Here is a 21,441-nt window from a genome sequence, read left to right on the forward strand (position 1 = left end):
CTCCATTTATAAGGGCAAGATGATGAGAACAATAAAGGTCAGTTGCGAACTGATGAAGAAGAGTGCTGCGAGATAAATGATAGAAAAAAGAACATTCAAGACAATTATTGCGATAGTTTCCGTTAAAAATACATATTATATTAAACTCTTCGAGGCGTGTAAATAATTTCCCTACTTGCCAAGTAGGTAAATACAGGTAGTGAGAAGCTTAACACATGGATGTAATACGGTATCCAGATTCTAGAGTTAGCCGATTGGCTAAATAAGTCCTAAAATAGCCTGTGAGAGAGCTAAGAACTGTGCTAAACAGCATGATAGCAATATAAGGACAACGATAGCATAGAAGCTTTTTGCATGCTGGAAGAATAGAATACGGTCAATAATTGCTTGAAAAATAAAATGATTAACCAAGCCAAGAAGACGCAAAACAATGACAACGAGATTGAATTCGATGACATAATGAATAGTATTTCTTAATGGCTTTTGTGAACCAAGAAAAGGATACTATCTTTTCAGGTTGATTGCTCATTCATTTTTATGATTTTGTTAAGAAAAAGCTACGCTTCATGTATCATGTTTCAGCAACATTGTAAATAAAACTATATTCTTGTTACAATTTATGTTTTATAAATAACAATATACAAATAATATATTGTTATTTATATTTAATTTTTAGAGAAATTATTTTTTTCATTTGAAAACAATATTTTATATATGAAATTTTTTCTTTATTATTATTGATTTTTTTGTAACTATATTAATTTACATCAAATTTTAGATAAATATAATATTCTGCTCTCATTAAAAAAATAAACCCGTAGGGGACGCTTATTGTTACCTTACTATAGAATTTCTCTTCTTATCCTTATAATAAAATGTCTCACCATAAAACGTCGTATGCGTAAAATCATTTGACTATGGTATCTTAATTTAGAATTCGATATTTTTATCCATAGATCACGCGCTAGAAAGAACCTATAAATTACTTTGAGTAAGATCAAGAATTTAAGAGTGTGTTTATGGGTGTTGAGAGATGGTAATTGGTTTATTCGTTTCCGCTTGTCTTAAAATTTATTTGGGAATTAAGCTGCGTTACTAAGAGAGTATATCTTACTTCTCAGCTTTACTTCTCATCCTGAGAAAGAGGGAGTAAAGCGATTTCTGTATCAAGTGCTTCCATAAAATCGATAATAAAAGCCGCATTCGCACCAAAATCTCTTGGCAAATAACGTGAAGCAGAACGCATATCAACAAAAGTTGTATCTCCTTCATCGATTAAACGAATAACAATATCCGAAATAAAGCCAAGGTAAAAAGACTTTGCTACTGTTTCAATATAAAGTTCATCTTCTTCACCTTTAAACTTTTTTTGAGCTATAACTGGCCAATCATAGGCAGCTAAAACATTAAGAACGGATTCGCGAATACGATCAGGCGAACCGTCATAACGGCGTCCCGACATTTCCGGCCATTGTGACATCTGTAATGCTGCTTGTTCAATCAAAACACTCTTTAATGGTAAGGCATCGCTAGGACGTGCGGTACGAAAAAAGGTTGGTGGCCTTTGTATATCAGTAGAAACGTCATGAAGAGCTGGTAAAGTAAACCAAAATCCCCAAAATAACACTAATGGTATGGCTGTGGTCAGCGAATAAATAATTCCTCTTAAAGCTTTCATTCCACCTAGAGCACCATATACCCACAAGCTGTAAAGTGCTTTTACAGCGAAAAAAAGAGAAACAACCACACAGCAAGCAGAAATTATTATCAAAATCATAAAGACAGTTACATCAATTACCGAAAAGCGTTGTAAAAGGATTGAAAATAACAAAATCAAGAATGCTAATCCGCCAAAGCGGGGTGACCATACTGCTGCTCTTGAGATTAACCTAACATATTTTTTTTTCATGAAGTTTTCTTTCCCTCAACTGTAAATCCTAAGCAAAAATTCTCTTCAAATTCCAGATTTTACAAAAAGCTTTTAGTTATACAACAAAAGTAAAGCACTTATTTTTGAGATCAAGGATGCTTGATGACCATCAATTTCCAGTAATTATTCTAGCTCATTCATTAAGGGCAATAATCATTTTCTCTATAGTTTATAGTCAGGCAAATTTTATAGGACTAGTTTTAAAACACATAGAAATAAATTTAGATGATAAGCTTTACAGTTTCTATAAGTGTGTTTGTTCAGAATTTTAAGCTATCTTTTACTTTTTGATCAAAAGAAGAGTTTTTTATCGGATATGATATGATTCTGTGAAACAGAGGTTTTATTCTATTTGATATTTATAATTAAATGCTGTTTTTATCTTCTTGTATAGGAGGTTTGTGTTTCAACAAAGGATTATTGTGGAGAGTATTATGTATGATGTTTTGTCTCAGAAAAATGCAATTATTTAAAAGTTATAGTGAGAGTTGCATTCTTATTCTGATATTATGTCGATTACAGTTGAAAATAACTATTTTGATATGCTTTTGTTTACTCTTATAGAAAGAAACATGTATATAGTTAGAGATTACTGCACTTTTATGCATTCAACATGCGACAGGTTGCAGATGAAAAGAAGGCTTCGCTTTCTTTCTGTGCAAGTAAAGAAGGAGTAAAGATACGTAATATAGCAAAACCTTTATTCAAATTTTTAGCGACTAAAACTGAATTGATATTGTTTTGAGGCTTTGACTGTTTGAGTTCTATGATATGTATCGGTTTTCCAATGATGAGGTCGAGGGTAGCATTAGGGGCTGTGTGGTCATTAAGGCTGTAGAAAATAATTCCATCGTATGTGTAGGCTGCTAGTGACCAAAATTGTGTTGTCTTTAAAGCTTTTAAATGAACAGGGCCATTTTCGAGATCAAATCTGCAGACTTTAAGAACAAAGAGTGGATCAGTTGACTGTTGAATAGGGTTACTCGCTTCCAAGTCAACGAATTGATAAGAAGATCCCGATTTTTTAAGCTCTATCCATATATTATTTTGTGCCCAATAGGGTATTAGAAATAGAACACAAATATGAGTAATGATAGCACCAATGATTGCAAGAAGCGCGATATAAATAAATCTAGTCACAGTTTTTGTGTCCTGATAGAATTCGTTCTACAGAGGGCATCGTAAGTTTTTGTAATGCCGTTGCAGAGATGATTGAGGTATCGTACAAAGTAAGAATAAGTCCAAATTCTTTTTGACTGATAGTTGCAAGCCAATTGCCGATTTGTGGTGTTGGTGCGATGTTGATGTGCAATGAGCCATCATTTTCATAGGTAACATTATCAGTATAGAGTTCGAAAGGTATTTCTTTGGAAGAAGTATAAGGTTTGAGGGATTTGTTGGCTGTATAGATGGTAAAGAGACGGGCTTCAGGGATGTGTCCTTTGAGTAAATAATGGCAATAGGAGCGTAATGGATGCCCGTGGTTATCTTTCCAAATTTGGAAAATAAGGCCCTCTGTGCGTCCCATTGAAATTGCACCTCGTTTGGCAGCACGCGCGCGCGTATAGGGATCAGTATTGGATGTTCCAATTTGAGGGTAAGCACTCCATTCTCCAATCGTGAAGCGTCCAAAATTGTTAAAGAAATTAAGTATATAGTGAACACTCAGTGTTCCACATAAAATTGAACAAGCAAAGATGAAAAGGGGAATAATGATCTTAATAAACATTGTAGGATATCTCGAATTCAAAGCTTTGAAGCCCCAATAGGTTCCTTTTTCAAAGAGATTGCAGATAACTTTTTCAGGTCATTGTTAATCAGATGTACAATATCTAGTGTTTCAGAGGAGAGTGTATAGGGTATTGGGGATGCAAGTACAGAATCATGGTTGGAGGGATGTGTTGGTGGTTGATAAGGGAGAAGAGAATCTTTTACGCCATATAGTTGTTTAAGCATAATATTTTGATGTGCAGAAAGCATAATACGGTGCCATATCATGGCAGGAAGACCACCACCAAAAGCACGATTCATTGGTGAAAAGTCATCATTGCCTATCCATACAGCTCCAGTGTAATTGCCAGTAAACCCAACAAACCATGCATCGCGATAGGATTGTGATGTTCCAGTTTTTCCGGCAACAAGGGTCATAGGGAGAGCAGCACGTTTTCCTGATCCTCGTGTTGTAACTCCAACCATCATTTGGTTCATATAAGCTGCTGACTGACGACTGAGGACTTGATGTGGTTTGTTACCGTTATGTTCAAAGTCCCACACCACCTGTCCATTTATTGTCCTGATTTGCGTGAAACCATGACGATTTCCAGCTTTTCCTCCATTAGCAAAGACATTAAAACCGGTTGCTTGATCCATAGGGGTCATATTGGATGTACCCAGGACCATAGTTTTATGTGATAAAATGTGTGCATGAATCCCCATATTTTTGATAAGATTTATGATGGGTTGAGTATCGCGGTTAAGATATTGATAGGTAAGATAGACAGGTACTGTATTGATAGAAAAAGCTAAAGCTGTTGCCAAATCTATTTTACCAAGATAATGACCAGAATTGTTTTTAGGTGACCACCCTCCCCAATTGATGGGAGCATCTAAGACGATTGTGGAGGGAGATAGACCATGTTCCATTACTGCTGCGTAGACATACGGTTTAAATGAAGAACCAGGTTGTCGACCACCTTGTGTTGCTCTATTAAATTGGCTTTTATTATAATCAACTCCTCCAACAATTGCACGTACAGCGCCGTTATTGTCAAGTATGACGGTAGCGGCTTGTGTGACGCGGTATTGTTGACCATATTGCTGTAAGTAATATGCGATTGATTTTTCTGCTGCTTTTTGGATATCTGGATCAAGAGTGGTTTGAATAGTTAAAGTATGACTCGGCAGTTGGTCACGCATTTTTTTAACTTCATCAAATGCCCAATCAAGAAAATAATCAGGATGATTATTTTCTATTTTTGTAAGTACTCTGGCGGGATGACGATGGGCATTGACAATTTGTCCCTCAGTCATTAAACCGCTGTTAACAAGATTAGCAAGTACTACATTGGCACGTGTTTGGGCAGCAAAGAGGTGGTTATGAGGAGCATATTTAGTTGGGGCTTTGAAAAGTCCTGCTAACATAGCGGATTCGCTAAGGGATATATTACCTATGTTTTTCCCAAAATAAAATTTTGCAGCTGTTGCAATACCAAAATTATTTCCTCCCATATATGCACGGTCAAGATAAAGCTGCAAAATCTGTTTTTTGCTGAAGTTTGCTTCTAACCAAAGAGCAAGATAGGCTTCTTTGATTTTTCGTGTTATAGTTCTCTCATTTGTTAAGAACAAATTTTTAGCAAGTTGTTGTGTAAGGGTTGAACCACCTTGAACTACACTTTTAGCTTGTATATTTTGCAAGATTGCTCGTGTGAGACCTTGCAAGTCAATTCCCCAGTGATCGAAAAAATGACGGTCCTCTGTTGCGAGAACAGCTTTAATAACATAATCAGGCATTTTTTCAACGGGTACAAACACAGTTGGTAATGCGCCACGGTGACCTATGGGATTTCCGTAGCGATCTAGAAAAAGAATGGAAAATTTTTTAGGTAAATACCAATCTTTTTTTGTTAATTCGAAAACAGAAATACCAACAATGGTGAAAAGAGTAAAACTAATCAATCCTAATGACAGTGTTTCATTTAAAATTTCTACTATAAAGCGTTTCCATCCACGGGTATGAAAATATTGTGAGACTATTTTTGCTCTGTTCCAGAACAAACTGTTCGCAGAGCAGATGCGATAAAGTGCTGTGTCAAACAGTGCATCTAATTCAATGAGTGCTGGGCTATGAAATGATCTATTATGTTTTTCTTCTTTTTTTTTAAAAAAATCAAACATTTAAAGAGAGCCTATAACAAAGAAATGCAACCAAACAAATCTATAATAATATATGGTACAGAAGTAATTTTTTGCTATAGTACTAACAGAGAAAGTGTTTAGTTTAGAATGAAGGCTATTTATTGTAGGCTATGTATTAAGATTTTACGATTTGTTTAAAAATCTTTCTTTGTATCATTTTATTAATTATTAAAAAGCTTTTAGGTTGAAATTTTTAAATTTTGTAATATTATTAAAACGCTATTCTGAAACAAAATAAATTATTCCTCAAGCATTTTTAATAAACAAACATTGGTTGTTTTATATTCAAAAAAGTAGATAGAATAGATTGAAATATCTATGATGAAAAAAGTTTTCTTATTCGTGATGATAACAGCTTTTTTAGGAACAGATTCTGTTCTAGCTGCTGGTTGTACCGAAGTGGGCAAGGGGATAGCTACTCAAAAGAATGGAGTATTGGTACGTTCAAAACCAGTTGTTCAAGATGGAAAGGATATGTGTATGATTGTGGTTGTTGTGCCAGCTCGTGATGGTGAAAAGCTGCGCCGTGTTGAGGTTTTCGTTCCCGCCGATTAGTGTTTGGCAGATGTTGTGATGCGTATTTTAATTGTTGAAGATGATCGGAATCTCAATCATCAATTAGCAGAAGCTATAAGAAGTGCAGGTTATGTTTCAGATAGTGCTTTCGATGGTGAAGAGGCTTATTTTTTAGGAAGTACAGAGACTTATGATGCTGTCATACTCGATATTGGTTTGCCACATATAGATGGAATTCGTGTTGTTGAAAAATGGCGACAAGAAGGATGCACTATGCCTGTCTTAATGCTAACAGCACGAGATCGCTGGTCTGATAAAGTGCTTGGCATTGATGCTGGTGCTGACGATTATGTTGTTAAGCCATTTCATTTGGAAGAAGTGATGGCCCGGTTGCGGGCATTAATTCGTCGAGCTACTGGCCATGCTGCAAGTACGTTATGCTGCGGTAGTGTTTTGTTAGATACTAAGACCTCTCGTGTTTTTGTTGATGGTCAGTTGATTAAATTAACATCCTATGAATTCAGACTTCTCTCATATCTTATGCATCATTGTGATAAGGTGGTTTCAAGGACAGAGCTTATTGAACACCTTTATGATCAGGATTTTGACAAGGATTCCAATACGGTTGAAGTTTTTGTAGGTCGGTTACGTAAAAAGCTTGGGGTTGATTTGATTGAGACCATTCGTGGAATGGGTTATCGAGCAAGAGCACCAGGTGATCAATGAGTGTCCTGAAGAACAAGAGCTGGCTTAAGGAAATATTTTTTCTCGTTGGAAAGTCTCTCAGCTTACGCGTTATGATTTTATCAACATTATGGGTCGTTATTTCTCTTTCTTCGATTTCTGCAGTCAGTATTTTATTTTATCGGCGTTCAAGTGAACAAAGCCTAGAGCGTATCCTTTCTGTTCAGCTTTACAGTCTTATTGCGGCAGTGACTGTATCACCTGAAGGGAATTTAATGGGAAGTTTTGGGATTGATGATATTCGTTATTCAGATCCTAAATCGGGGTGGTTTTGGGAGGTTATTGCTATATCATCTAATCTACAAGGAAGGCTTACATCTCCATCATTGGGAACTGGGAGAATATTTTCACCAAGTGATGCTGATATACCTTTTGACAACAAATTCTTTCGCTCTTATCGGATAAAGGGGGAAAATGGTCAGAAGTTACAAGTGATAGAGAGTGACGTAGTTCTTGATAATCAAAATCATATTGCGCGTTTTCGTCTTGTCGGGAATATTGATGAGGCACATGCACAAGTTCGGGAATTTAAACGCACTTTACAAATTTTTCTTTGGAGTTTTGGTATAGGTAGTGTTCTTATCAATATCGCTATCATTTTCTTTAGTTTCCAACCATTGAAGCTTATCCGACAAGCATTAAATGATATTCGTGAGGGCAGGGTTAACTACGTGAATACGGATTTAGTAAGCGAAGTTATGCCGTTGGCACAAGAGATGAATGCTCTCATTAGTAATAATCAGCGTATTATTGAACGGTTTCGGACACAGGTTGGTAATCTAGCTCATTCCTTGAAAACGCCGTTGTCAGTTCTTGTGAATGAGATTGATAAAATGTGCGGTGAACAGGCTCTTTTATTGAAAGAGCAAGTGCAAATAATGCGATCTCAAATAAATCATTATTTACAGCGTGCTCGGATTGCTGCACAATGCGATAGTGTCGTTTATCATACTTCTGTCCGCAGTGTGATTAATCGTCTGATACGGGTTATGGAAAAGCTTAACCCTGAAAAACAATTTCAATTTGTTATGGATGTCGATGATATTATTTTTTCTGGTGAACGAGAAGATTTAGAGGAAATAGTAGGGAATTTAGTTGAGAATGCTGCTCAGTGGTCTCACACGAAAGTTCTTATCTCCTGCCGTTTAGAGAAAAATATTGAAAAAACAGAATGTTTTAGTATTTTTGTAGAAGATGATGGTATTGGTTTAACAAAAGACAAAATTGATGAAGCTTTGAAAAGAGGATGTCGACTTGATGAAAGTAAGCCGGGAACGGGGTTAGGATTAGCGATTGTTTCAGATATGGTGAATGAATATGGGGGCAGTCTTTTTTTATCGCGTTCTGATTTGGGTGGGGTATGTGCAAAAGTTGTATTAACAAGATGGGGATGAATTATTTTTTCTTTTTTAGAGCATGTATATCGAAGTTTGTAAGTGTACAGCATTGTTATTCCATGATATAGAGAGCACAGAGCTATTTTAGAATTCTAAGAGCTATATCTGTATTAAAATTAAAATAACATTTTATGCTTTTGCTACCTATGAGAAAAATGAATGATGGACTTTACATTGTTCTCCATAAGAAAATGGGATTTATCATTTTATATTGGTGCTTTTGTGCATAAGGAAGAAGTATAAATTGGCTAGGTTTTTTACTTTTCATATTGTTAGCAGAATACTATGCTCTTATTAGTTTTAGCAGCATTTTTTCTCACTTTTCTCGCAAGTATTCTTTTCTTTTTGTTGCATCACTATGGGACAAAAAAAGAGTTAAATGTTCAAGACATTGATAATAATAACAGCTGTGTATATTCGATTAAGCCTAATAAATCTTACACGCATTATAAAAATGGCCATATTCTTAAAGCGTTGAGTATTTTGTTTGTCATCTTTGTGACTTTGAGCATATACGGTCTTACAGGCGATCCAAAAGTTAAAAGTTATTTTTTTAGCGAACTGATGCGTAAGGATCCCAAAACGCTTAGTAAGCGTGAAGAGCTTGTTCGTCTACAAGTGCTTTTTTTACGTTTACCTTATGATGGCAAATTAGCAGATGCGTTAGCAGTAGGGTATCTCGAGGAAGGTCATTTTCAAGATGCAGTGAACATTTATTTAGATGCACTTCGCTTAAATGGAGAATCGGCACAGCGACTTGTTGGGTATGGGTTGGCATTGGTTGGTTATGAAGGCGGAATTATTACACAAGAGGCACAAAATATTTTTCAAAAAGCTGTGGTTTTAGCGCCAAATGATTTTTATCCTCGTTTGTTATTAGCTGAAGCGTTTCATCAGGCAGGCAAGACCGCACAGGCAGTGCAATTTTTACAAGATTTTCTTAATACAATGCCTGAAGATTTTGTGGGACGATCACGTGTTGAAGCCATGATCGTTCAGTTACGTGATGCATCCGATTAAAATATTGAGAAAAGTGATTGTGCCATTCTAGTTATTAGGTTAGAGGGGATACTTAAGAGTGTTAAAGATATTGGATAAAAAGTTGCGTCCGTATGCAAGATATGCCAAGTTATCTTTGAAAAATAAGGCATGTGAATAATAAATTATACACCGCATAATTTTCGTAGTCAGCTTATGAACAGTTACCCGTTTCATACCTTTTCTTCATTGAGAGACGTTTTACAGCAGCGAAAAAAAAATCGTTTGCTGATAGTTCTATTATGTTGTTTGGTTATAGCAATTGGAACCAGTCTTATTATGTATGCAATGCGTAATACGGTGAGTTTTTTTCGAATGCCGTCTGAAGTCACAAGAGAAGATATTCTCATGGGACGTTCTTTGCGTTTAGGAGGTTTTGTTGAAAAGGGAACAGTTGAATATGTAGGAAAGATGAAAGTTATTTTTTTCGTAACCGACAACGTAAAACACGAAAAAGTTATTTTTAATGGTATCTTACCGGATCTTTTTCGTGAAGGTCAAGGTGTTATTGTAGAAGGATATTTTGATAAGCAGGGTTTTTTTATCGGTACGCGCATTTTAGCAAAACATGATGAGACTTATATGTCTAAAGAAACAGCTGATCGCTTGAAAAAATATTACAGTAGGGAGAAATAATTCGATTGTGCTCGTTGAATTGGGTCATATTTTTTTAGCAGCAGCACTTGCAGTGAGTTTATTGCAAGCATTCTTACCTTTTTTAGGCATTTTATGGAGGGAGCGTTCGTTAATGCGAATAGTTGTTCCTCTAACTCATATTACTTTTACATTATTATTCTTATCTTTTTTGATTATTGTCTATTCTTATATTGTTTCAGATTTTTCTGTTTTGAATGTTGTTGAAAACTCTCATTCAGAAAAACCCATGCTGTATAAAATCACTGGCGTTTGGGGCAATCATGAAGGATCTGTATTATTATGGATTTTAAGTCTAGCTTTTTTCAGTACATTAATGGCACTCTTTAGCCAACATTTACCAGAACAGTTTAAGGCACTAGTTTTAATCTGCCAAAGTTGGATTACAAGTGCTTTTCTTTTATTTACCCTTTTTATGTCCAATCCATTTTTGCGTGTTAATCCACCGGCATTGCAAGGAAAAGATCTTAATCCTCTTTTACAGGATATTGCATTAGCGATCCATCCACCACTTCTTTATTTAGGTTATGTTGGTTTTTCACTTTGTTTTTCTTTTGCAATAGCTGCATTAATTATGGGGCATGTTGATGGTCATTGGGCGCGTTGGGTTCGTCCTTGGCTTTTACTTGCTTGGTGTTTTTTAACATTAGGTATTATGGTTGGATCTTATTGGGCTTATTATGAGTTAGGATGGGGTGGTTACTGGTTTTGGGATCCGGTTGAAAATGTTTCGTTTATGCCTTGGCTTTCAGGAACAGCTTTTTTGCATTCTGTTCTTGTTCTTGAAAAGCGAGAAACATTGAAAAATTGGACTTTATTTTTGGCTCTTCTTACTTTTTCTCTTGTTCTTATGGGAACTTTTCTTGTTCGTTCTGGTCTTTTAATGTCAGTGCATAGTTTTGCTGTTGATCCAGCACGGGGACAGGCAATTCTTGCTATTTTGTTTTTTTTTACAGGAGGAGCTTTTTTTCTTTTTGCTTTGCGCGTACCTGTTTTGCAAAAAGGGAGGTTATTTCATCCAATTTCGCGTGAAGGTTTTATTGTTTTAAATAATTTATTACTCATAACAATAACAGCGACAGTCTTAGTTGGTACACTCTACCCTTATTTTATTGAGGCATTAACTGGCCAAAAAATTTCTGTAGGTGCTCCCTTTTTTAATCTTACCTGTGGGCCTTTAATGATCTTATTGTTATTATTGGTTCCATTTGGATCAAGGATAGCATGGAAACGTGGTGATTTCCTCGCAGTTTTTGAACGGCTGTGGTTTGTTTTTACATTAGTTGGTATAGTCTATTTTATTACATTTTATGCAACTTCTTTACGTGATATTTTTGCTGCTTTAGGAATTGGTCTTTCAGCTTTTGTTTTCTTAGGCAGTTTGGCTGATCTTTGGGAGAAGAGTGGGTATCACAAGACAACTTTTGGGGTGCGGATTAAGAGGTTTATTGGTTTACCATGGCCCGTTTTGGGTGCGGCAGTGGCGCATATGGGGCTAGGCGTTACATTGTTTGGTATTATCTGTGTGGCAACTTTTGCGCAAGAGCGCATTCTAACTATGCACATAGGAGATATGGTAACGATAGGGGATAAAATCCTTCGTTTAGATGAAGTGCGCGATGGCATTGGTCCAAATTATTCGGCAACGGAGTTTCATTTTACAATACATGAAAATAAAAATGTTATACGCAGCGTAACAGCATCAAAGCGGTTCTATTCAAGTCAAAATACGTCAACAACGGAAGTTGGTATTCGAAATTATGGCTTATCCCAGTTATATATTGTGCCGAGACGTATAGATGACCGAGGATTTATTTTGCATATATTGTGGAAGCCTTATATAATATGCATTTGGTTAGGAGCATTGATGATGGCTATGGGAGGCTGTTTTTCTCTTTTGGGTTATTGGTTCCGCATTGGGGCGCATAACAGAGTGCTTATTGCTTTAAATTTCCTAAAAAGACATTGAGATGAAAAATGTATTGCTTTGGATTTTATTTTTTTTAACCGTATTTTTTCCTTTGCGGTTAGTGATAGCAGTGGAGCCGGATGAAATTTTAAAGGATACAGTGCTTGAGTTACGTGCACGAAATATTTCATTACATTTGCGCTGTCCGATTTGCCAAAATCAAACAATTGATGATTCAGATTCTCTTTTAGCACGTGATTTACGACTTTTGATTCGGGAACGATTAAAAATGGGGCATACTAATCAACAAATTATTGATTTTCTTGTTGAGAGATATGGTGAGTTTATTCTCTTGAATCCGCCATTTAATAAAACAACCTGGTTTTTATGGTTGTTTCCTTTGATAATGATCGTTATTAGCACAAGCACCATATTTTTTCGGATAAGACAATGCAAACACAAAAAATAATGATCTTAAATACCGATGCAGAGAAACAGTGAGAATACTGTTGCGTTAAAAAAGATGTTATATGAAAAAAAATTTAGATCAGTTAAATTGGTCATTCAGCCTTATTGATCAGGATGTATTATTGTGTACTTAAATCTTACAAAACTTTAACAATTTAGACAGAAAACGGTAAGGTGTGCTGTTTTATAAGGAGTCTGACTTGGAATAAAAAATATGATTAAATAGGAGCATATACCAAATGGTTAAAAAAACTTTCTTTAAAGCATTAGTCGCAGTAAGTTTTTCTGCTGCATTGGAAAGTGCACTGTTTTTTAGTGGCTGTGGATCAAGTTTGTGGACGACGACGGCTAATGCAAATTCTGTATTTACTTCGTTAATGCAACAGCAAGGATTTGCAGATATTGTTTCTCAAGTGAAACCTGCAGTTGTAGCAGTGCAGGTGAAGAGTGATAAAAAGGAAGACCGTTTCTTTAGCAATTTTTTTAGTGGTCCAGGAATTGACCAATTACCAGATCAACATCCTTTGAAAAGATTTTTTAAAGAGTTTTATGATTTTGATAAACCTAAAAATAAGTTTCCATCGCGTTCGAGTAAACTCCGTCCTATAGCTTTTGGGTCGGGTTTTTTTATTTCGTCTGACGGTTATATTGTGACTAATGATCATGTAATTTCTGACGGTACAAGTTATTCTGTTGTTCTTGACGATGGCACAGAACTGAATGCAAAGCTCATTGGGAAAGATCGACGAACCGATCTTGCAGTATTGAAAGTAGATGAGGAAAGAAAATTTTCGTATGTTGATTTTGGTGATGATTCAAAGCTTCGCATTGGTGATTGGGTTGTTGCTATAGGTAATCCATTTGGTCTTGGTGGAACTGTAACAGCAGGGATTGTTTCTGCACGTGGACGTGATATTGGCACTGGTGTTTATGATGATTTTATTCAGATTGATGCTGCTGTTAATAGAGGAAACTCAGGCGGTCCAACTTTTGATTTGAATGGTAAAGTTGTTGGGGTTAATACAGCAATTTTTTCTCCTTCTGGGGGCAATGTTGGAATTGCTTTTGCTATTCCGGCAGCGACAGCAAAACAGGTTGTGCAGCAACTTATTGAAAAGGGTTCAGTGCGGCGTGGTTGGCTTGGTGTACAGATTCAACCTGTAACGAAGGAAATTTCTGATTCAATTGGTTTGAAAGAGGCTAAAGGTGCTTTAGTTACTGATCCGTTGAAGGGCCCTGCAGCGAAGGCTGGTATCAAAGCAGGTGATGTGATTATTTCAGTGAATGGTGAAAAGATTAACGATGTTCGTGATCTAGCAAAGCGTATTGCAAATATTGAACCAGGAGAAATAGTGACTTTAGGTGTTTGGAAATCTGGTAGGGAGAGTAATATTAAGGTTAAGCTTGATTCAATGCCTAAAAATGAAGATAAGGAAAAGGGTTCAAAATATTCAAATGAACGCAGTGATTCAGATGAGATATTGGAAGATTATGGTTTGATTGTTGCTCCTTCTGATGAAGGTTTAGGGTTGGTTGTAACTGATGTGGATTCAGATTCAGACGCTGCAGATAAGGGAATACGTCCTGGTGATGTTATTGTAACAGTTAATAATAAACCTGTTAAAAAGGCTTCTGATATTACTGATACAATCAAGAATGCCCAAAAGCTAGGACGAAAAGCCATACTCCTACAAGTGCGAACAAAGGATGAAAATCGTTTTGTTGCTCTTCCAATTTTCAAAAAATAGTATTTTGTTGTTAGTAGGGCAGAGGTTTTGTAGATTTCTGTCCTACAATGCGATTTTATAAAAATAACGGAGATACGTTTTATGAAGATACTCGTTATCGAAGATGATCGTGAGACGGGACGTTATCTCGAAAAGGCTTTTTTGGAAGTAGGACATTCAGTTGATGTCGCGTATGATGGGGATACTGGATATGCCTTAGCTGAAATGGAAAATTACGACGTAATGGTTATTGATCGAATGCTTTTGCATCGTGATGGTCTTTCTATTATTACTGAATTACGCGCTAAAGGCAATGAAACACCAGTTCTCATCCTTTCAGCTTTAGGGCAAGTCAGTGATCGTGTGACGGGTTTGCGTGCAGGAGGGGATGATTATTTGACAAAGCCTTACGCTTTTTCTGAACTTCTTGCCCGTGTTGAAGTGCTGCAAAGACGGAAAAATCCTAAAGAGGCAGAAACAGTTTATTGTGTCGGCAATCTTGAGCTTGATCGGTTAGCGCATACAGTGAAACGAGGTAGTAGAAATATCGTATTGCAACCACGAGAGTTTCGTTTACTAGAATATTTAATGCGATATGCTGGTCAAGTTGTAACACGTACTATGCTTTTGGAAAATGTTTGGGATTATCATTTTGATCCGCAAACAAATGTCATTGATGTTCATATATCCCGTTTGAGAGCAAAAATTGAAAAAGATTTTGATGTCCCACTTCTCCATACTGTGCGTGGAGCTGGTTATATGCTGAAAGCACCAGATAATAAGACATGAATCATTTGATCAATATAATGCGCACAACTGCGTTAAGGCTTTCCGCACTATATATTTTATTGTTTGGATTGGTGGCAACAGGACTTTCTATTTATATGACGGATTTTTCTGCTTCGTTGTTAACGGAGCAAACGGAGCAAGCTTTACATGAAGAATTAAGGTATATCGAAGATGCTTATAATTATGGTGGACTTCCTTTATTAATACGCACTATTGATTATCGTTCACGACAACCAGGAGCTTTTCTTTATCTTGTTACTGACCATATGGGGCGTATTTTAGCAGGTAATGTTGCACGTATTGAATTAGGTCTTTTGAAGCATAATGGCTTTATTGCAAATTCTTTTTTATATTCACGTTTTGGTGAACATGGCAAAACAGGTGAACATCGAGCTTTGGCAATCGTTGTTGATTTGCCCAATGCTATGAAGGTTCTTATAGGACGGGATTTAGATGAACCAGAACGTTTTGCTGCGGTTATTCGTAAAGCAGTCATAATTGCTCTTGCGGCAATGGTTGGAGGGGCTTTACTCATATGGTTTTTTGTTGGTAGGCGAGCATTACAAAGGATTGATCATGTTACAGCCGCCTCCCAACGTTTGATGGGTGGTGATTTCAGTGGACGTTTGCCTGTTTCAGGGGTAGGGGATGAGTTTGATCGATTGTCTGCTAATCTTAATGTTATGTTAGACCGCATTGAAGAATTGAATATTGGTTTACGTCAAGTATCAGATAATATTGCTCATGATCTGAAAACACCGCTGACACGCCTTAGAAATCGGGCTGAAGAGGCACTTTCTGGGCAAAAGACAAATCTTGAATATCGTCAAGCACTTGATGATGTTATTGCTGAATCAGATCAACTTATTCGTACTTTTAATGCTATTTTAATGATTTCACGCATTGAAGCGAGCAGTACAATTGAACATCTTGAAGTTATGAATATGAAGCTGATCCTAGAAGATGCTGTTGAACTTTATGAACCTTTTGCTGAAGAATCAGGTGTTTTGCTTTGGTTAGGGGAAACATTTGATAAAGAGCTGAAATTGAATCGTGAGCTTGTTGCGCAATCGATTTTTAATCTTATTGATAATGCGATCAAATATGCTTCTAAAGATGGAAGGAAGGCGAAGGTCTGCTTATCGATGGAATATCGTGGTAAACATTTATTAGTTGTCGTTAGCGATAATGGTCCAGGAATTGCAGCAGATAAACGTGAAAAAGTAATGGAACGATTTGTTCGCCTTGAAGAAAGTCGTACACAGCCGGGTTTTGGTATTGGTTTAAGTATAGCAAAAGCTGTTATGAAATTTCATGGAGGTGAACTGTTACTTGAAAATGCAAACCCAGGACTTAGGGCTATTTTATTATTTCCCTAAATTTTTTGTTTAATTGTTTGATATACATCTGCCTAATTTTTCCTTGGAGTATAAAGCAATAAAAAGAAAGCAAAAATGTTTTTCAAGGAAATGTGATGAAAAATGCTTTTTTAAAAACGAAGCTTCTTCCTTTATGTTCCCCTGATGACGGTGTTCCTCAATGGCTGAAAGAAATTGAAGAACAAGGAAGAAAAGAAAATTTAAAATCACTCGTTTCCTCTATTTCAGACAAGGGAAAACAAATTGATTTTATACGCGCAGTTATAACCTTATCGTCCTTTTTGCGTGAGGTTTTAATCGCCAATCCTTCGTATCTTAGCCCCTTGTTAAATGTTAATATAAAAATAAGACTGGGCGAAATTATAAATGATATTACGCTTATTGATAAGGGTGAATCTAACACGAAGCTTCATTGATGGCGGCTTTAAGGGATAAAAAACGGGAAGCACATGTTCTCATTGCTTTAGCTGCTTTGAGTGGTGTTTTTACTTACCAAGTCTCATGCGTTTGGTTGACACGTTTGGGAGAAGCCGTATTAGGAGTAGCTCTCCGTTTTTTCTTAAGAGAAGCACATGATCACGGTAAGATAAATTTGTCGAACCGTGAGGATCTGGAAAAAGATTGTGGTTTAATCATTTTAGGAATGAGGAAACTGGGGGCAGAAGAACTTAATTATTCTTCTGATATTGATCTTATTGTTTTCATTAATGAAATGTCACCCCATATTGGTAATCTTTCTGAGAGTATCGATCTATTCTCTAAAATGGTCCGTCGATTGATCCGTATTATTCAGAACGTACAGCAGAGGGCTATGTGTTTCGTCTTGATTTTCGTCTTCGACTAGATCCGAGTTCAACTTCTTTGGCATTAACGGTGAAGATTGCATTACGTTATTACGAAGGACGTGGATAAAATTGGGAGTGAGCAGCTATGATTAAGGCACGTCCAGTTGCTGGTGATAAAAGGGCAGGCTTTAATTTCTCAGAGAGCTTTTTCCTTATATACGGCGGAAATATTTAGATTATGCTGCTATTGTTGATATTCATTCGATCAAACGTCAAATTCACGCTTATAAAAATTATGGTCAAATTACGGCGTATGGCCATAATAACATAAAGTTAGGACGAGGCGGTATTCGTGAAATCGGTTTTTTGTCCAGACACAACAACTCATTGCTGATGGGCGCTTTCCTCAATTGCGTGGGCGCCAAACAGTTGCAATGTTAGCAGAACTTCACACACTTTGTTGGATTAGTGAGAAAACAAGAAATAATCTTGTAAAAAGTTATGCTTTTTTACGAAATGTGGAACACCGTATTCAAATGCTTGCTGATAAATAAACACATGTTCTTCCAAATGATGTTTCTCAATTTACGGGTGTTGCATATTTGATGGGTTATCAGGAGAGTAGCAGTTTTATCCGCGATTTATTAAAAACGCTTCAGGTTGTTAAAAAACATTATGCTGCTCTGTTTGAAAATGAGCAAGAACTTGTTTTAGAAATTGGCAATTTGGTTTTTACAGGTGAAGAAAATGGTCCGGAGACATTAATAACATTAAGCCGGTTAGGTTTTGAAAGAGCGAGTGATATTTGTCGTATTATGCGCACACTTTATTGTGGGCGTTATAAAGCAACGCAATCCGTAGAAGCGCGTGAGAAATTGACGAAATTAACCCCTGCACTTTTGAAAGCTTTTGGTGCGACAAAACGAGCTGATGAAGTGATGTTGTGTTTTGATAGTTTTTTACAAGGGTTACCTTCAGGAATTCAGCTTTTTAGTCTTTTGCAATCTAATCCCTCTCTTTTAGATATGTTAGTGCTTATTATAGGAGCCGCTCCACATCTTGCAGAAATTATTACACGTAAACCCCATGTTTTTGATTGGAAAGTTAGATCCAACCATTTTTTCAGAATAGCCAACAAAAACTTATCTAAAGAAACGCCTTGAGTCTTTTTTTGAAGATGTTCGTTCTTATGAAGAAATACTTGACCACTTAAGGTTTTTTGCGGAAGAGCAACGTTTTTTGATTAGTATTCGGATTTTGAATGGTGCGATTACGGCAGAAAAAGCAGGTTTTGCTTTTACTGCACTTGCTGATCTTATAATTGAAAAAGCGTTTGCGGTAGTTCAAGAAGAGTTTTTGCCTCTTCATGGCAGTATTAAAGGGGGGAGGATGGCATACTGGGAATGGGTAAACTTGGAAGTCGTGAATTAACAGCTGGTTCAGATATTGATCTCATTTTACTTTATGAACATAATGAGGATGCGGAAATATCTGATGGAGAAAAACCTCTCTATATTTCTCAATATTATACTTGTTTGACACAGCGTTTTGTTGCAGCTTTATCTACTCTTACAAACCAAGGGGTTCTTTATAACGTTGATTTGATATTGCGTCCATTAGGTAATAAGGGGCCTATTGCTGTTTCTTTTCAATTTTTTAGGAACTATTATCGCAAGGAAGCGTGGATATGGGAACATCTTGCTTTAACACGGGCACGAGGTATCACTGGAGATTCTGATTTTTTGTAGAAGTTAGAAAATGAAGTTTGTACAATTATTGCTTTTCCTCGTGATAAGAAAAGTGTCGCAAGAGCAGTATGTGAAATGCGCACTTTGATTGAAAAAGAAAAACCGCCAAAAAATCGATGGGATTTGAAAACGATGCCTGGTGGCATCATGGATCTAGAATTTATTGCCCAATTTGCTCTTATTACGCATGTGATTGAGTTTCAAATTGGAGCAACTACAGCAGATATTTTGTCTCATTTGCCTAACAGTTTTCTTAATCAGTCATTTATTTCTAATTTACATTATGCTTATAGTCTCTATACAAATCTGAGGCAAATTATACGACTTTGTTTAAATGATTCTCTCGATCCTGATGATATGCCACCTGGATTAAGCGATCTTTTGTTAAGTAGTGTTGGGGAACTTGATTTGCTTCGTATTGAAAATTTAATTGAGGAAACTGGGAAATCGGTGTGTTCAGTTTTTTAACATGTAATGAATATTGAACATATTTTATAGTAGTTTATGGAAGAATTATATAGAATTGTGAGGTGAATTATAAAAATTATTATAGAATTATTAATAAATTTCATTAAACTAAAAACATTTTTTATTTATATTGATTTTTTTATATTTTATTTAATCATGTATTTCAGAAAATCAGATTCTAAAATTTCTACATTTTTATGAATAATACTATTTGTCAACTTTTTTATTTAATGCATGAGATCACTCAATTTATATCGAAAAGCATATCAAATCAGACACATTCATGAATTTAGAATTGCTACAGGGTTTTTTCAAAAGCAAATGGCTAGCAATGTCTTTATTGCATAAATTTATACAGGATATTACAAGGCTGTAGATATATATTGTTTTTTACTACATTGATAATGAAATTAGAGAGAGAAATAAGATAGAAATTTTTATTAAATAAGTATTTTTTTCAAAAAATTGAAATTATAATTATCTTCATAATGCCAAATAATTAAATAAAATAAATAACAGTAAAAAATATAGGAAATTTAAACAACTATTACAACATTGTTTATGAAAATTTGCTTGGCTTTTTCAATAAATATTTATTTTTTCTGTAACTGTATTATTTTTACTACATATTTTTTGAAAAAAATATGAGAATATAGAATTATTATGTGTCACATTAGCTTTTAGGGGAGCAATTATGGCTACAAAATATTTAATCACAACATCTATTTTTTCTTTAACTTTAGTTTCTGCAGTACAGGCAGCGGATGTTGCTATACCAGAACAACCGGCACCTGTTATTGCAGCTCCTGCTTTTTCTTGGACAGGATTTTATCTTGGAGGCCAAATTGGTAATTTTTCAAGTAAAATCAATGCAAGTTATTTAAAAGAAGAGAATGCAGGGAAATGGATTCCGGTTAGAAAGGAACATTTACCTAAACTTTCTGGTTTTATCGGTGGTATTTATGCAGGTTCCAATATTGATGTCGATAATGGTTTTATTATAGGTATTGATACGGATATAATGTGGTCTGATAAAAAGAATACAAGAGATCTCGGTTCGTTAAAAGAAAATCAAAATGGGGAAAAAGAAAAAAAATCAGCTAAATTAGTTTTAGCAAGAGATTCTCATGAAGACAATAATCACGAGAATGAGCATCATGCAGCGGTATCTCCTGAAACTATGCGTCATACTTTAAAACAAAAATGGACTGGTGCTACGCGGGTGAGATTTGGTTTGTCTGTTGATCGTTTGATGCCTTATGTTGCTGGAGGCATTGCTTATACGCAGCTTCGTAGTATTTTTGCCAAGGAATCTGATGTAGAAAGTAGAGCAATTGATTTTTCTGATTGGTTGCATGATGAAAAAAAGACTATGATTGGTTATACCCTTGGAGGAGGTGTTGATTTTGCAATGACTGATAACGTTATTGTGCGTGCAGAATATCGCTACTCAGATTTTGGTAAGAAGAAATTTGTCCATGATAAAGTTGAAATGGGTTACAAAACAAATGATTTCCGTGTTGGTGTAGCTTACAAATTTTAAGTTATTATAAGATTAAATATCAAAAAGTCCCATTTTCGAATGGGGCTTTTATTTTCAGATATATACTGGAGGATGTTTTAAAAGAGGAGCTAGCATCTTATTTTTCGTTGTCATAAAATTTTCATTTAGACAATCTAAAAAGAATTTTAAGTTAATGAGATCACGCTCGTAATATAATTCAACGAATAGGATGGCTAATATTTTAAATCATTATTGAATAGTCGATGTTTGAATATTTTATGATTGTTAATAGAAATAATATAAGATAATATTATTGAAATGCATTATGTAGATAGCTTTATAAGGTGGTTGTTAGAAAATAGTAGAGAGCAATTCAAGAGGTGATCAAAACAGAGAAAATATGATTACCTACTAGTCTCTTAAAATAGAAACTATAATTTTTTATATTGCATGGTAAGAATAGCAAA

15 protein-coding genes and 1 pseudogene are annotated in these 21,441 nt (G+C 35.6%); 12 read left to right on the plus strand and 4 right to left on the minus strand.

Features of this window, described 5'->3' with window-relative positions; all coding sequences use genetic code 11:
• Window positions 1-1,123: 1,123 nt before the first annotated feature.
• The 4 genes from HWV54_RS05790 to HWV54_RS05805 all read right to left on the minus strand — a co-directional run bounded on the left by HWV54_RS05790 (window position 1,124) and on the right by HWV54_RS05805 (window position 5,827).
• Window positions 1,124-1,909, minus strand: coding sequence for a DUF1499 domain-containing protein (locus HWV54_RS05790; protein WP_005865803.1), 786 nt, complete (start codon window positions 1,907-1,909; stop codon window positions 1,124-1,126).
• 621 nt (window positions 1,910-2,530) lie between these two features.
• Window positions 2,531-3,070 (minus strand): DUF1254 domain-containing protein, encoded by a 540-nt coding sequence (locus tag HWV54_RS05795; protein WP_005865801.1) that lies wholly within the window; start codon window positions 3,068-3,070, stop codon window positions 2,531-2,533.
• Entirely contained in the window at window positions 3,063-3,659 is a 597-nt protein-coding gene (locus HWV54_RS05800; RefSeq protein ID WP_005865799.1) for a DUF1214 domain-containing protein, read from the minus strand. Before HWV54_RS05800 ends, HWV54_RS05795 begins: the two co-directional genes overlap by 8 nt.
• Window positions 3,660-3,676: 17 nt before the next feature.
• Window positions 3,677-5,827: a transglycosylase domain-containing protein gene (locus HWV54_RS05805; protein ID WP_005865797.1), complete on the minus strand. Its 2,151-nt coding sequence runs from the start codon at window positions 5,825-5,827 to the stop codon at window positions 3,677-3,679.
• A gap of 339 nt (window positions 5,828-6,166) precedes the next feature.
• Between HWV54_RS05805 and HWV54_RS05810 the strand changes: the two genes are divergently transcribed.
• The 12 genes and pseudogenes from HWV54_RS05810 to HWV54_RS05865 all read left to right on the plus strand — a co-directional run bounded on the left by HWV54_RS05810 (window position 6,167) and on the right by HWV54_RS05865 (window position 21,013).
• A complete protein-coding gene (locus HWV54_RS05810) occupies window positions 6,167-6,403 on the plus strand; it encodes a hypothetical protein (protein WP_005865794.1) in 237 nt (78 codons plus the stop codon).
• Window positions 6,404-6,421: 18 nt separating this feature from the next.
• Window positions 6,422-7,090: a response regulator transcription factor gene (locus HWV54_RS05815; RefSeq protein WP_005865793.1), complete on the plus strand. Its 669-nt coding sequence runs from the start codon at window positions 6,422-6,424 to the stop codon at window positions 7,088-7,090.
• Window positions 7,087-8,502, plus strand: coding sequence for an ATP-binding protein (locus HWV54_RS05820; protein WP_005865791.1), 1,416 nt, complete (start codon window positions 7,087-7,089; stop codon window positions 8,500-8,502). Before HWV54_RS05815 ends, HWV54_RS05820 begins: the two co-directional genes overlap by 4 nt.
• A 288-nt stretch (window positions 8,503-8,790) precedes the next feature.
• Window positions 8,791-9,525 carry a tetratricopeptide repeat protein gene (locus tag HWV54_RS05825; RefSeq protein WP_005865790.1) on the plus strand — a complete coding sequence of 245 codons (735 nt, stop codon included), beginning with the start codon at window positions 8,791-8,793 and terminating at the stop codon, window positions 9,523-9,525.
• Window positions 9,526-9,699: 174 nt separating this feature from the next.
• Entirely contained in the window at window positions 9,700-10,179 is a 480-nt protein-coding gene (gene ccmE, locus HWV54_RS05830; RefSeq protein ID WP_040296393.1) for a cytochrome c maturation protein CcmE, read from the plus strand.
• Between the two features lie 7 nt (window positions 10,180-10,186).
• Complete coding sequence (locus HWV54_RS05835; protein WP_005865786.1) at window positions 10,187-12,166, plus strand: heme lyase CcmF/NrfE family subunit; 1,980 nt, start codon at window positions 10,187-10,189, stop codon at window positions 12,164-12,166.
• 1 nt (window position 12,167) lies between these two features.
• The gene (locus HWV54_RS05840; protein WP_005865785.1) at window positions 12,168-12,575 is read left to right on the plus strand and encodes a cytochrome c-type biogenesis protein; all 408 of its coding nucleotides are present in this window, start codon (window positions 12,168-12,170) and stop codon (window positions 12,573-12,575) included.
• Window positions 12,576-12,813: 238 nt separating this feature from the next.
• Complete coding sequence (locus tag HWV54_RS05845; RefSeq protein ID WP_005865783.1) at window positions 12,814-14,322, plus strand: Do family serine endopeptidase; 1,509 nt, start codon at window positions 12,814-12,816, stop codon at window positions 14,320-14,322.
• 81 nt (window positions 14,323-14,403) lie between these two features.
• A complete protein-coding gene (locus HWV54_RS05850; protein WP_005865781.1) occupies window positions 14,404-15,090 on the plus strand; it encodes a response regulator transcription factor in 687 nt (228 codons plus the stop codon).
• The gene (locus HWV54_RS05855; protein WP_005865779.1) at window positions 15,087-16,469 is read left to right on the plus strand and encodes a sensor histidine kinase; all 1,383 of its coding nucleotides are present in this window, start codon (window positions 15,087-15,089) and stop codon (window positions 16,467-16,469) included. The genes HWV54_RS05850 and HWV54_RS05855 overlap by 4 nt, the downstream gene beginning before the upstream one ends.
• Before the next feature lie 95 nt (window positions 16,470-16,564).
• Window positions 16,565-19,470, plus strand: a pseudogene (locus tag HWV54_RS05860) (bifunctional [glutamine synthetase] adenylyltransferase/[glutamine synthetase]-adenylyl-L-tyrosine phosphorylase).
• Window positions 19,471-20,164: 694 nt separating this feature from the next.
• A complete protein-coding gene (locus tag HWV54_RS05865) occupies window positions 20,165-21,013 on the plus strand; it encodes an outer membrane protein (RefSeq protein WP_005865762.1) in 849 nt (282 codons plus the stop codon).
• Window positions 21,014-21,441 lie beyond the last annotated feature (428 nt).

Origin of the sequence: Bartonella alsatica (genome assembly GCF_013388295.1) — a bacterium.
GTDB classification, from domain to species: domain Bacteria; phylum Pseudomonadota; class Alphaproteobacteria; order Rhizobiales; family Rhizobiaceae; genus Bartonella; species Bartonella alsatica.